Origin of the sequence: Aurantimonas sp. 22II-16-19i (assembly GCF_002088275.1) — a bacterium.
Lineage (GTDB): Bacteria > Pseudomonadota > Alphaproteobacteria > Rhizobiales > Rhizobiaceae > Jiella.
The window spans coordinates 1-12838 of sequence record NZ_AQQS01000026.1 but is presented as its reverse complement, the minus strand read 5'-3'; the positions used below and the strand labels follow the sequence as shown (position 1 = coordinate 12838).

The window sequence follows — 12838 nt, the reverse complement described above, 5'->3', positions numbered from 1 at the left end:
CTTTGCGCCGGTGCGAGCGATCGCGCCGGCGTCGTCGTATTGGTGACCCCGTCGGCGCCGTGAAGAGACCCGGCCCGGGCGCTCAGCCGGCGGGGATCTCCGCGTCGGCCTTTGCCGGCCGCTCCAGATAGCGCCACCAGATCGCCTCTTCGCCGAAGCTCTCGACGAAGGCGAGGTGCCGCGCGGCATCGGCTTCCGTGAGACGCGGCGCGAGGCGCCGGGGTCGCGGCGCGATCCGCTGGACGCCCGCGTCGGTGCCTGCGTCCTCGGCGGCCGCATCGGCGCCGAAGACCAGGCCGAGCGCCGCCTGACGACCGCCGATCAGCTCGATATAGACGTCGGCGAGGAGCTGGCTGTCGAGCAGCGCGCCGTGCTTGTCGCGCCGCGAGGTGTCGATGGAAAAGCGCGAGCAAAGCGCATCGAGGGTCGCCGGCGCCATCGGAAACTTGCGCCGCGCCATCGCCAGCGTGTCGAGGACGCGCTCCATGCCGATCGGCGGCCGGCCGAGCCGCGCGAGCTCGGCGTTCAGGAAGCGCATGTCGAAGGTCGCGTTGTGGGCGATCAGCCGCCCTTCGGAAAAGAAGTCGAGGAAGTCGTCGAGGACCTCGGAGAACACCGGCTTGTCGGCGAGGAACTCGTCGGAAATGCCGTGGACGTCGAAGGCCGCGGGATCGACCTTGCGGCCTTCGGGGCGGATGAAGACATGAAACTCGCGCCCCGTCGGGATGTGGTTCCACAATTCGACGCCGCCGATCTCGATCACCCGCTCGACGGAGGGATCGAGGCCGGTCGTTTCGGTGTCGAAGACGATCTCGCGCATGTCCTGGCTCCCGCTCGGACCTTCAGTCGCAAAATGCTGGCAGCAGGGCAAGGCGGTGCGCGCGCTGCGACCGATTTCCACAAGGGATCGCGATCGGCTAGACTGATGGCCTGCGACCGGTACGCCCCGCCATCCCGAAGGAGGCGCAGATGAACATCCAGGCCCCCGCCATCCGCACCACCGACGACTTCCTGCGCTGGAACGAGGGGCGCGAGGGCAGGCGCGAGTTCGTGGGCGGAAGGATCGTCGAGATGATGACCGGCGGCACCAAGCGCCATGCCAGGTTGATGCTGCGGCTGGCAAGCCTGCTGGATGCGGCGCTTCCGGACAGCCTGTCGGTGACATCCGCCGACTATGCCGTCAGGACACCGCTCGGCGTGCGCTATCCGGACGTGCTCGTCGAGCCGTCCGATGCCAGCGCCGACGACAGCCTCGCCACCGACCAGGCGGTCCTCATCGCGGAGATCCTCTCGCCGTCCTCCCTCGCCATCGATTTCTGCGAGAAGGCAGGGGAATACACCGCCCTCGACAGCCTCAGGCACTATCTCGTCTTCTCACAGGACGAGCCCCGCGTCTGGCTGTGGTCGCGTGGCGAGGACGGCGCCTTCGCCAGTCCGGAGATGATCGCCGGGCGCGAGGCGACGGTTGCGCTGACAGGCCTCGGCATCACGCTCGCGCTGTGCGAGATCTATCGGGACATCGCGTGACAACCGCAACGATCCCCTAGCGAGCCAGGAGAGGACGGATCGCATGAACATCCAGGCACCCGCCATCCGCACCGCCGACGACTTCCTGCGCTGGAACGAGGGACGCGAGGGCAGGCGCGAGTTCGTTGGCGGGAGGATCGTTGAGATGATGACCGGCGGGACGGAGCAACACGCCGAACTGATGATGCAGCTGGGATTCGTCCTGAAGTCCCTGCTGGACCCGTCGCGCTTCGTGGTCGCCGGCTCCGACTATGCGGTCAGGACGCCGCTCGGCGTGCGCTATGCCGACGTCCTCGTCAAAGCGCGGATGCCCGGAAGCGGCAAGAGCCTCGCCACAGATCGACCGCTCCTCGTCGCGGAGATTCTCTCGCCCTCCTCGCTTGCCATCGATTTCGGCGAAAAGGCGCAGGACTACACCGCCCTCCACAGCCTCCTCCACTACCTCGTCCTCGCCCAGGACGAGCCCCGCGTCTGGCTGTGGTCGCGTGGCGAGGACGGCGCCTTTGAAAAGCCGGAAATGACCGCCGGGCGCGAGGAAGCCGTCGAGCTGAAAGGCCTCGGCATCACACTCGCGCTGGCCGAGCTCTACCGGGACATCGCGTGACACCCGCAACGATCCGCGCGCGAACCGGGAAAGGACGGATCGCATGAACATCCAGGCCCCCGCCATCCGCACCGCCGACGACTTCCTGCGCTGGAACGAGGGACGCGAGGGCAGGCGCGAGTTCGTGGGCGGGAGGATCGTCGAGATGATGACCGGCGGGACGGAGCAACACGCCGAACTGATGATGCAGCTGGGATTCGTCCTGAAGTCCCTGCTGGACCCGTCGCGCTTCGTGGTCGCCGGCTCCGACTATGCGGTTAGGACGCCGCTCGGCGTGCGCTATGCCGACGTCCTCGTCAAAGCGCGGATGCCCGGAAGCGGCAAGAGCCTCGCCACCGACCGACCGCTCCTCGTCGCGGAGATTCTCTCGCCCTCCTCCCTCGCCATCGATTTCGGCGAGAAGGCGCAGGACTACACCGCCCTCGACAGCCTCCTCCACTACCTCGTCCTCGCCCAGGACGAGCCGCGCGTCTGGCTGTGGTCGCGCGGCGCGGACGGCGCCTTCGAAAAGCCGGAAATGACCGCCGGGCGCGAGGAAACCGTCGATCTCCGGGGTCTCGGCATCTCCCTCGCCCTTGCCGAGCTGTATCGCGGCATCGCATAAAGCGGGACCAACGCAAGCGGCCGGCTCTCTCGCAATCATCCCGCCGCGATCACCGAATGCCGAGCCCATGACCCTCAAAGCCCGCATCATTCCCTGCCTCGACGTCAAGGACGGCCGTGTCGTCAAGGGCGTGAATTTCGAGGGGCTGGTCGATGCCGGCGATCCGGTCGAGGCCGCGAGGGCCTATGACGCGGCGGGCGCCGACGAGCTCTGCTTCCTCGACATCACCGCCTCCTCCGACGAACGCGAGACGATCTTCGACGTCGTCGCCAGGACCGCCGAGCAGTGCTTCATGCCGGTGACCGTCGGCGGCGGCGTCCGGACCGTGCAGGACGTGCGCAGACTGCTCCTGGCCGGGGCCGACAAGGTCTCGATCAACACCGCCGCGGTGAAGGATCCCGATTTCGTCAGGCAGGCCGCCGACAAGTTCGGCGACCAGTGCATCGTCGTCGCCATCGACGCGCGCCGTGTCCCGGCCGACGGCGGGGCGCCGCGCTGGGAGATCTTCACCCATGGCGGGCGTCAGGCGACCGGCATCGACGCGGTGGAATTTGCCCGCCGGATGGTCGACAACGGCGCCGGCGAGATCCTGCTGACCTCGATGGACCGGGACGGCACCAAGGCCGGCTTCGATCTCGACCTGACGCGGGCCGTCGCCGATGCGGTGCACGTGCCGGTGATCGCGTCCGGCGGTGTCGGCACTCTCGATCACCTGGTCGAGGGCGTGCGCGAGGGCCATGCGGGCGCCGTGCTGGCCGCCTCGATCTTCCACTTCGGCACCCACACGATCGGCGAGGCCAAGGCCCACATGGCCGCCGCCGGCATCCCGATGCGTCTCGACAAGGCCGACTGAGGCTGGCATTGGCGAGACGCGCAGGAGGAATGGCAGGCATGACGAATTTCACTCTGGAAGACCTCGAGACGATCGTCGCCGCCCGCGCCGGATCGACCGACGGCTCCTCCTACACCGCGACGCTGGCGAGGAAGGGCGCCGCCCACACCGCCAAGAAGCTCGGCGAGGAGGCGGTCGAGACGATCATCGCCGCGGTATCGGAAGACGACGACCGCCTCACCTCGGAAGCCGCCGATCTCCTCTACCATCTCCTCGTGCTTCTCCACCTCAAGCACATCCCCCTGTCGGCGGTGATGGCCGAGCTCGCCCGCCGCACCGCTCAGACCGGTCTCGAGGAAAAGGCCGGGCGCCCGCAGGCGGCGGACGACTGATGGACCAGCTCGCACCGGCGAAATATTCGCCCTACCGTATCTTCACCGCCGCCGAATGGGCGCGGTTCCGGGCGGATGCGCCGCTGACGCTGTCCGAGGACGAGGTGACGCGGCTGCGCTCCCTCGGCGATCCGATCGACCTCGACGAGGTGGCGCGGATCTATCTCGCCGTCTCGCGGCTGATCTACGCCCATGTCGAGGCGATGCAGCTCCTGTTCCGCCAGCGCCAGCGCTTCCTCTTCGGCGACCAGCCCGGCCGCAAGACGCCCTTCATCATCGGCATCGCCGGCTCGGTCGCGGTCGGCAAGTCCACGACGGCCCGCATCCTGAAGGAGCTTCTCGGCCGCTGGCCCTCCTCGCCCAAGGTCGACCTCGTCACCACCGACGGCTTCCTCTATCCGAACGCCGTGCTGCAGGAAGGCGGCCTGATGCGCCGCAAGGGCTTTCCCGAGAGCTACGACGTCGGCAAGATCCTGCGCTTCCTGTCCGACATCAAGGCCGGCCGGCCGAAGGTCGAGGCGCCGGTCTATTCGCATTTCGTCTACGACGTCATGCCCGGCAAGAAGGTCGTCGTCGACCGGCCCGACATCCTGATCTTCGAGGGGCTGAACGTGCTGCAGGTGCGCGAGATGCCGAAGGACGGCAAGGCCATCCCCTTCGTCTCGGACTTCTTCGACATCTCGATCTATATCGACGCCGACGAAATCGACATCCACCGCTGGTACATCGACCGCTTCATGAGCCTCAGGCAGACCGCCTTCCGCGAGGAGGGCTCGTTCTTCCATCGCTATTCGAAGGTCTCCGACGAGGAGGCGCTGACGATCGCCGAGGACCTGTGGTCGCAGATCAACGCCCGCAACCTCCACGACAACATCCTACCGACCCGCCCGCGCGCCAACCTGATCCTGCGAAAGGGCGGCGACCACCTGATCGAGCAGGTGGCGCTCAGGAAACTCTGAGACCAGCTCGCGAGGCGCGTGAGCGGTAAGCCCCGGCGCCAGCCGAAGACCAATCCGACGGTATGAGCCCGGCGTTCAAGATGACCAAGCTTTCACGAGCGGGAGGCGGCATCGGCCGCGTGGAGAAGACGTTCAGACACGGCTGACGGCGCCGCCGCCACCGAAGCCGGCATCATGGCGGGCCGGCGGCTTTCAGGAACGCGTCTTCCTGTTCGTCTCGTTCTTTCCCCTTCCGGAACCCCTCTTCCTCTCCGCCACCCTCTGGACGCTGAGGCGGCAGGGGAGCTTGGCCGAGTGACGAAAGGCGTCACCCGGGCGACCGCACCCGCTTCATTTCCCTTGCGAACAGAGAGACTTACCGCTAGGATATGCGCGTCTCTCCAACAAGGAAACAACCCGCCATGCTTCGGCATCTCGTCGTCGCCCTTCCGCTCGTCCTCGCCGCCCTTCCGGCCATGGCCGAGGACCTCGCCTTCGACCTCGTCAACAAGACCTCCTCCGCCGTGACGGAATTCTACACCTCGCCGGTCGAGACCGACGACTGGGAGGAGAACATGGTGAGCGATCCCATCGGGCCCGGCGAGCAGGCGACAGCCACCATCGCCGACGGCCGCTCGGTCTGCGAATACGACATCCGGGCGGTCTTCGCCGACGACGACACGGTCGAGGAAAAGAACGTCAACCTCTGCGAACTCGGCAGCTACACCCTGCACGAATAGCCGCACTGAAGGGCCAACGGCTCCGTTCGGCGCGCCGGCCCCGCCCCGCCGGGGCCGGCCGCTCTCATGCGACGTCCGACGGATCCCTGCGGGATGTCGGACGTCCAGCCGGGCTCGAGCGCCGTGGGCCGATCCGCTGTCCAGGCCAGGCTGTCGAGCGGACGCGCATCATCCGCCAGCCGGCTTCGTCACCCGCCGCAGTGTCAGGTTGATGCGGCCGCCGTTCTTCAGCAGCGTCGAGGTCTGCGGATAGATCCGGTCGACGCCGTGATGGCTGAGCCGGGCCGCACCGCCGAGGACGAAGACGTCGCCGGAGGCGAGGCGGATCGAGGCGGTCGTCCCGCCGCGTTCGGTCCCGCCGACGCGGAAGCGGCAGTCGTCGCCGAGCGAGACCGAGACGACGGGCGCCTCGAGATCGGCCTCGTCCTTGTCCTGATGCAGGCCCATCTTCGCCTTGTCGTCATAGAAATTGACCAGGCAGGCCTCCGGCGGATGCGGATAGCCGGCGACCTCCTCCCACAGCGCGAGGAGGGCCGGCGGGATCGCCGGCCAGGGTTCGCCGGTGACCGGATGCTGCGGCTGGTAGCGATAGCCCGACTTGTCGGAGACCCAGCCGAGCCTGCCGCAATTGGTCATCCGCACGGAGAACGGCCGGCCCCACCGCGGCATGACCGGGGTGTAGAGCGGCGCCGAAGCGACGACGCCCCGGACCATCTCGACCAGGCGCTCCTGGGCGGCGCGGTCGAAGTGACCGGGCAGATGGCGCGCGCCGGCGGGAAGCAACATCACGTCCTGCTCCGGGAATGGGCGCGAGGCAGATCGCTCCCAGCCCCCTCACGCGAATCATTTCCTTTCATGATATCAGCTTTTGATACTATATTGCGGAGATGAACCGACGCCAACGCAAGCTCCTCGAGGATATCTTCGCCGATCCCGTCTCAGGTGGGATTGTCTGGCGGGATATCGAGGCGCTGCTGGTCGCGCTGGGAGCTGATGTGAGCGAGGGCCAAGGGTCGCGGGTTCGCGTTGCCCTGAACGGTGTGCGCGCCGTGTTTCACCGCCCGCACCCGCAGAAGGAAACCGGCAAGGGCGCGGTCCGGTCGCTGCGGCGGTTCCTCGAGGAAGCAGGGGTAAGGCCATGACGATCATGCATCATGAAGGCTACGAGGCGAGGATCGACGTCGACGAGGAGGCCGGTATCTTTCACGGCGAGATCATCAATCTCAGAGACGTCGTGACCTTCGAGGGATCCTCCGTCGAGGAACTCAAGCGCGCCTTTGCCGAGTCCGTCGAGGACTATCTCGCCTTCTGCGCGGAACGGGGCGAAGAGCCGGAAAAACCGTATTCCGGCCAATTCATGGTTCGGGCAGACCCGCTCCTTCACCGTGAGCTGGCCAGTACGGCGAAGCGCGAAGGCATCAGCCTCAACAAGCTTGTGACGAAGATCCTGCAACGCGAATTGCGCGAACCGGTGGATTGATCGCCTGGCCGATCGCTGAGATCGGATCGCCCCCTCAAGACAGATAGCCGAGCTGGGCGGCCATGGCGACGGCGTGGGTGCGGTTGGCGGCGTTCATCTTGCGCTGGGCCGCCGTCAGATATTGCGACACCGTATATTCGGAAAGCGAGAGGATCAGGCCGATCTCGCTGGAGGTCTTGCCGAGCATGGCGAGCTTCAGGCAGTCGCGCTCGCGCCCCGACAGCGGATTGTTGCGCTGGTTCTCCTCGAAGCGCACCGCCGCGAGCATGGAGAAATAGACGAAGGCGAAGCGGTGCAGCTCGGCGATCGCCTGGCTCGACAGGTTCGGCTTGCGGCCCGCGAAGGACAGGGCGCCGTTGAACGAGGTCATCGCGTGCACCGGCAGGAGCACGCCGGCAAGGTAGCCTTCCTGCAGGAGGAAGCGCGCGGCCGGGCTCGGATCGGGTTCGTCGGAGCCGTAGAGCGTCTCGATGTCCCAGACGAAGGGCATCGGATCGGTGCGCAGGGTGCCGACGACGATCTTGAACTTGTGCAGCCCGTGGGTCTCGTAGCCCCGGGCGAATCCGGGCGTCCAGTTGCCGTGGATGAGCCGGGTGGCGAGGCCGACGTCGTCGGTCGACGGCAGCGACAGCGCCGCCCCATGGCTGAAGCCGTAGAGCGCGGCGACCTCGCCGACCGCCTCGGCCAGGGGCTCCTCGCACCATGGCTCCTCAATCCGGATCAGAGCTTCGAGGGCCGCACTCAAAGGCTGTCCTCCCTGTTCGCCGCCCGGACGTCGTGCCCTGTCGCATGCCGGATCGAGGGTAGCATCTCGGGATCACACCTGTCGCGGCCCGCGTGAGGCCCTTCCGGCCAGTGGCTGCCGGTCGGACGAGACGGCGAAGGATGCGGCCGCATCGCCCTTCGCCGAAGGATCGGAGATCGCCGGATGAACGCCAGTGTCCGGCGAATCGCCCCTTTAGTCTGACCGCATTTCCGCCCAAATTTGAAGGGCCGATCGCGCCCTTGCAGCCCTGTCTCGTCGTCAGGCTGGCACTTGCCGCATCGCGAACCCATCTATGCGGGCGAATGCGCAAGACGGGCGGCGGTGCTTTCGTCTTGTGCGCAAACTTAGGCAGAACGGGGCGAAGAGCGCCGATCGAACCCACGCGTCGCCCTCGGGCTCCGGCGGTCTCCGCCGGCCATCAGCAGCGACATCCGCGCGCCACGTGTGACAGACTGACGCCCCCCTCGGCCGTCCCCGTGAAGGGGCTCCGGCCAACCGGGCGGCGCGGCAAACCGACCTTGGGCCGGCTTCGGCCCGCAGACAGAAGTGATGACCATGACCGACTTCTCTCCCCGCGAAATCGTCTCCGAGCTCGATCGGCACATCATCGGCCAGAAGGACGCCAAGCGTGCCGTCGCCGTGGCGCTGCGCAACCGCTGGCGCCGGCAGCAGCTCGAAGGCTCCCTGCGCGAAGAGGTGATGCCGAAGAACATCCTGATGATCGGACCGACGGGCGTCGGCAAGACCGAGATCTCCCGCCGCCTCGCCCGGCTCGCCGGGGCTCCCTTCATCAAGGTCGAGGCGACGAAGTTCACCGAGGTCGGCTATGTCGGCCGCGACGTCGAGCAGATCATCCGCGACCTCGTCGAGATCGGCATTTCGCTGGTGCGCGAGAAGAAGCGCGAGGAAGTGAAGGCGAAGGCCCATCAGGGCGCCGAGGACCGGGTGCTCGACGCCCTCGTCGGCAAGACCGCCTCGCCTGCGACGAGGGACAGTTTCCGCAAGAAGCTGCGCTCCGGCGAACTCGACGACAAGGAGATCGACATCGAGGTCGCCGATACCGCCAATCCCCTCGGCGGCATGGAACTGCCCGGCATGCCGGGCGCCAATATCGGCGTCCTCAACCTGTCCGAGATGTTCGGCAAGATGGGCGGCGGCCGCATGAAGCAGCGCCGGACCACCGTGCGCGACAGCTACGGCCTCCTGATCGGCGAGGAATCCGACAAGCTGCTCGACCAGGAACAGCTGGTGCGCGAGGCGATCGCCGCCGTCGAGAACAACGGCATCGTCTTTCTGGACGAGATCGACAAGGTGGCCAACAAGGACGGCCATGGCGGCGGCGCCGGCGTGTCGCGGGAGGGCGTCCAGCGCGACCTCCTGCCGCTGGTGGAAGGCACCACCGTCGCGACCAAGCACGGGGCGGTGAAGACCGACCACATCCTGTTCATCGCGTCGGGCGCCTTCCACGTCTCCAAGCCCTCGGACCTTCTGCCCGAGCTGCAGGGACGCCTGCCGATCCGGGTCGAGCTCCGGGCGCTGACCAAGGAGGATTTCCGCCGCATCCTCACGGAAACCGAGGCCTCGCTGATCAAGCAGTACATCGCCCTGATGAAGACCGAGAACGTCGACCTGGAGATCACCGACGACGCCATCGACGCCATCGCCGATACGGCGGTGACGCTGAACGGCTCGATCGAGAACATCGGAGCGCGGCGCCTGCAGACGGTGATGGAGCGCGTCCTCGACGACATCTCCTTCGAGGCGCCGGACAAGGGCGGCGAAAGCTACCGGGTCGATGCCGCCTATGTCCACAAGGCGCTGGACGGCATCGCCGGAAACGTCGACCTGTCACGCTACATTCTCTGACGGGTCGCCGCCTCTCATGCGAAGTCCGGAAGATCCCGTGAGGGGGCGGACTTAGCGTCCGCTCCATCGCCGCGCGGCAGGGCCTTGACGGGCCAGCCGATCCGACCGAGCGGGTTCCAGACCGGTCACACGACGTTCATGTCCACGCATCTGCGGGGCGGATGGTTTTCGCCACCCGCCCCGCGCCGTTCGTGTCGCAGCCGTGCCGCTTTCGTCAGAAGATGAAGTCGTTGGCGTCGAGATCGCCGATGCTGACGTTGAGAAGGGTGATCGTGTCGACGCCGTCGGTGATCACCGCACTGGTGCCGACCTGCGTCAGGTGGTTGGCCGCAAGATCGGCGAAGTCGGTGATGGCGGTGACGCCGGCGAGATCGATCTTCTCGAACGGGTTGAACTCGTCGAAGTCGGTAATCGTGTCCACGCCGAAGCCGTTCGCGAAGACGAAGGTGTCGGCGTTGAAGTCGCCGGTGAGCCGGTCGTTGCCGGCGCCGCCCTCGATCCGGTCGAAGCCGGCAAAGCCGCGGATGGCGTCGTCGCCGTCGCCGCCGAGAAGCGTGTTGTTGGCGGTGCCGCCATTGACGAGATCGTTGCCGTCACCACCGTCGAGCACCCGCGTCGCCGCATTCCCGACGAGGCTGTCGTTGCCGGTCCCACCGATGACGGTCTCGATGCCGACGAGCCGTTCGAAGCCGGTCTCGCTGCCGACGGCGTAACCCGCGCCGAGATTGACGCGAACGCCGAGCCCGGTGAATTCGTAGCTGATCGTATCGTTTCCGTCGCCACCATCGAAGATGTCGTTGTTGCCGTCGGAGTCCGAGAGGAAGAAGTCGTCGCCAGTACCGCCCGACAAGCTGTCGATGCCGCCGCCGCCGATCATCTGGTCGTTGCCCTCACCGCCGCGAAGATCGTCGGCCGCATCGCCGCCGAACAGGACGTCATCGCCCGCCCCGCCGTCGACACTGCCCTCGACGGAACCGGCGCCGACATTCTGGAACCGGTCCACGCCGTCACCCATCTCGACCGAGCCGAAGATCGTGCCGGAATTGACGAGGCTGTCTTGAGGCGCGCCGCCGATCGTTTTGCCTGAGGCCGACACGGTGACGTCGACGTCGGGAAACGGCGTGTCGGTCGGGCTCCCGACAACGGGCGACGGGTCTTCCGAGGCGCCCATGTTGACGTCGCCGAAGATCGTCCCCGAATTGTCGAGGCTGTCTGCACCATCGCCGAAATCGACGAAGCCGGTGATCGTGCCGGAGTTCTCGATCGTATCGGAGCCCGAGCCGAGGGCCACTGTGCCATCGACCGTGCCGGAATTGACGAAGAAGAGGCTTCCGAAGCCGAGGTCATCGACGGCGGCCGGGCCGGCGAACGCGCCACTGGAACCGCCCAGGATCGTGCCGTGGTTGATCAGCGTGTTGCCTGCGGAAAAGAAAATGCCCGCTCCAAAGCCCGAATTGCTTTCGAAGGCGATCGCGGCCGGCGAGATCGACACGCCGCCCGTCCCGCCGGTAGCGACCGAGCCGGTCGCACCGATGGTGACGATGGAACTGCCGCTCATCACCAGGCCCGAGGCATCGCCGAACACCGACCCGTCGATGGTCAGGGAGCTTCCGGTGCCCGTCATGGAGATGCCGGCGGCGCGCTCGGAGTTGACGTCGCCGGTCACGGACACCGAGTTGCCGCTGCCGGAGGTGCTGATGCCCCGCGAACCGGCGTCGATGGTGCCGGAAACGTCGATCCTGTTGTTGTTGCCGATGGCATTGACGCCGGCCTGGTCGGCGATGATCGCACCGCTGACATGAACGTCGTTGTCGCTGCTGCCGTTGCGCAGGCCGATGCCGTTGTTGCCGGCCTGGAGCGTCCCCGCCACGTGGACGTCGTTGCCGTCCTTGTCCATGACGAGACCGGATCCCCCGGCGAAGATCGTCCCCGTGGCGGATATGGTGAAGGAATCGTTGCCGTCCGATGCGCCGGCGTCGATGCCGGCGTCGCCGGCGACGAGCAGGCCGGCGACGCGGATGTCGGCGTCCGCGTTGGCGAGCGATTCCGAGACGTTGAAGGCGTCGCCCGCACCGCCGTCGATGGTGACGTTGGGCGCGACGACGAACGGGCCATTGGCGACGTTGCCGTTGGTGACGGAGAAGGTCGAGTTGCGGTTGCTGGTGATGACGGTGGGCATGGCTGGTCACTCTCGCTTCGGCCGGATGCAGCGGAGTTGCAATCTCGGACCGGGGTTCCAAAGCGGATGCCGGCGGGTGGCAGGATCCGGATCGGGCGGCGTGCCCGTCGAAGGAGGTTGTCGCAGATCGCCGCACTCCTTGCGGTGACGGCCGTCACGGGGCCGCAACGAAAACGTGCAGGGGTAACGCAAAGGCGGCCGGCATGCGCCGACCGCCTGAGTGTTTCGACCGGTCCAGGTAGAACTCAGAAGATGAAGTCGTTGGCGTCGAGGTCGGCGATGTTGGCGTTGAGGATGGTGATGGTGTCGACGCCGTCGGTGATCACCGCGTTGGCCCCCACCTGGGTCAGGTGGTTGGCCGCAAGATCGGCGAAGTCGATGATCTCGGTGACGCCGGCGAGATCGATCTTCTCGGAGTTGTTGAACTCGTCGAAGTCGGTGATCGTGTCCTTGCCGAAGCCGTTGGCGAAGACGAAGGTGTCGGCGTTGAAGTCGCCGGTGAGCCGGTCGTTGCCGGCGCCGCCCTCGATCCGGTCGAAGCCGGCAAAGCCGCGAATGGTATCGTTCCCATCGCCGCCCAGCAGCGTGTTGTTGCCGGTTCCCCCATCGATGACGTCGTTGCCGGCGCCCCCGTCCAGTCTCTGGGTCGACGCTGCGCCGATCAGGCTGTCGTCGCCGCGCCCGCCGGTGAGATTCTCGATGTTCTCCAGGCGGTCGACCCCGATCTCCGCGCCGAAGGCGAAGTTCAGCCCGAGATTGGCATTGATGCCGGCGACCGTCGTGACATAGCTGACATTGTCGATCCCCTCGCCGCCGTCATAGAGGTCGGCGACGCCATCGGCATCGCCGATGATGAGGTCGTTGCCGGCCTCGCCGAAGATCTCGTCGGACCCGCCGCCGCCGCGCATGT

15 protein-coding genes are annotated in these 12838 nt (G+C 66.9%); 10 read left to right on the top strand and 5 right to left on the bottom strand.

All coding sequences use genetic code 11. The annotated features are described in order from the left end of the window. Positions 1–82: 82 nt before the first annotated feature. Complete coding sequence (gene dnaQ, locus ATO4_RS18505; protein WP_083593023.1) at positions 83–820, bottom strand: DNA polymerase III subunit epsilon; 738 nt, start codon at positions 818–820, stop codon at positions 83–85. A 149-nt stretch (positions 821–969) separates the two neighbouring features. On the opposite strand from dnaQ, the gene ATO4_RS18500 reads away from it, so the two are divergent. From ATO4_RS18500 to ATO4_RS18470, 7 genes are all read left to right on the top strand, one after another. Further along, positions 970–1527, top strand: coding sequence for a Uma2 family endonuclease (locus ATO4_RS18500; protein WP_083593022.1), 558 nt, complete (start codon positions 970–972; stop codon positions 1525–1527). 43 nt (positions 1528–1570) lie between these two features. Beyond that, positions 1571–2131, top strand: a complete 561-nt coding sequence (locus ATO4_RS18495) for a Uma2 family endonuclease (RefSeq protein WP_083593021.1) — start codon at positions 1571–1573, stop codon at positions 2129–2131. 43 nt (positions 2132–2174) lie between these two features. Continuing rightward, positions 2175–2735, top strand: coding sequence for a Uma2 family endonuclease (locus ATO4_RS18490; protein ID WP_083593020.1), 561 nt, complete (start codon positions 2175–2177; stop codon positions 2733–2735). A gap of 67 nt (positions 2736–2802) precedes the next feature. After that, positions 2803–3588, top strand: a complete 786-nt coding sequence (gene hisF, locus ATO4_RS18485; protein WP_083593019.1) for an imidazole glycerol phosphate synthase subunit HisF — start codon at positions 2803–2805, stop codon at positions 3586–3588. Positions 3589–3626: 38 nt separating this feature from the next. Beyond that, a complete protein-coding gene (locus ATO4_RS18480) occupies positions 3627–3959 on the top strand; it encodes a phosphoribosyl-ATP diphosphatase (RefSeq protein ID WP_083593018.1) in 333 nt (110 codons plus the stop codon). Then, positions 3959–4918 (top strand): type I pantothenate kinase, encoded by a 960-nt coding sequence (gene coaA / locus ATO4_RS18475; RefSeq protein WP_083593017.1) that lies wholly within the window; start codon positions 3959–3961, stop codon positions 4916–4918. Before ATO4_RS18480 ends, coaA begins: the two co-directional genes overlap by 1 nt. A gap of 401 nt (positions 4919–5319) precedes the next feature. Continuing rightward, entirely contained in the window at positions 5320–5637 is a 318-nt protein-coding gene (locus ATO4_RS18470) for a hypothetical protein (RefSeq protein ID WP_083593016.1), read from the top strand. 168 nt (positions 5638–5805) lie between these two features. On the opposite strand, the gene ATO4_RS18465 is transcribed toward ATO4_RS18470, so the two are convergent. Then, complete coding sequence (locus ATO4_RS18465; RefSeq protein WP_083593015.1) at positions 5806–6426, bottom strand: alpha-ketoglutarate-dependent dioxygenase AlkB; 621 nt, start codon at positions 6424–6426, stop codon at positions 5806–5808. A gap of 98 nt (positions 6427–6524) precedes the next feature. Between ATO4_RS18465 and ATO4_RS18460 the strand changes: the two genes are divergently transcribed. Both ATO4_RS18460 and ATO4_RS18455 read left to right on the top strand, forming a co-directional pair. Further along, entirely contained in the window at positions 6525–6779 is a 255-nt protein-coding gene (locus tag ATO4_RS18460) for a type II toxin-antitoxin system HicA family toxin (protein WP_083593014.1), read from the top strand. Further along, positions 6776–7117: a type II toxin-antitoxin system HicB family antitoxin gene (locus tag ATO4_RS18455; RefSeq protein ID WP_210191101.1), complete on the top strand. Its 342-nt coding sequence runs from the start codon at positions 6776–6778 to the stop codon at positions 7115–7117. The genes ATO4_RS18460 and ATO4_RS18455 overlap by 4 nt, the downstream gene beginning before the upstream one ends. A 34-nt stretch (positions 7118–7151) precedes the next feature. On the opposite strand, the gene ATO4_RS18450 is transcribed toward ATO4_RS18455, so the two are convergent. Further along, complete coding sequence (locus ATO4_RS18450; protein ID WP_139802541.1) at positions 7152–7862, bottom strand: LuxR family transcriptional regulator; 711 nt, start codon at positions 7860–7862, stop codon at positions 7152–7154. 576 nt (positions 7863–8438) lie between these two features. Here ATO4_RS18450 and hslU point away from each other — a divergent pair. Beyond that, positions 8439–9749 (top strand): ATP-dependent protease ATPase subunit HslU, encoded by a 1311-nt coding sequence (gene hslU, locus ATO4_RS18445; RefSeq protein ID WP_083593087.1) that lies wholly within the window; start codon positions 8439–8441, stop codon positions 9747–9749. A gap of 214 nt (positions 9750–9963) precedes the next feature. Here the strand turns inward: hslU and ATO4_RS18440 are convergent, their stop codons facing one another. Both ATO4_RS18440 and ATO4_RS18435 read right to left on the bottom strand, forming a co-directional pair. Beyond that, on the bottom strand, positions 9964–11928 hold the full coding sequence (locus ATO4_RS18440; protein WP_083593013.1) for a calcium-binding protein: 1965 nt from the start codon (positions 11926–11928) through the stop codon (positions 9964–9966). A gap of 245 nt (positions 11929–12173) precedes the next feature. Then, on the bottom strand, positions 12174–12838 hold a 665-nt coding region (locus ATO4_RS18435; RefSeq protein WP_139802540.1), incomplete at its 5' end, for a calcium-binding protein.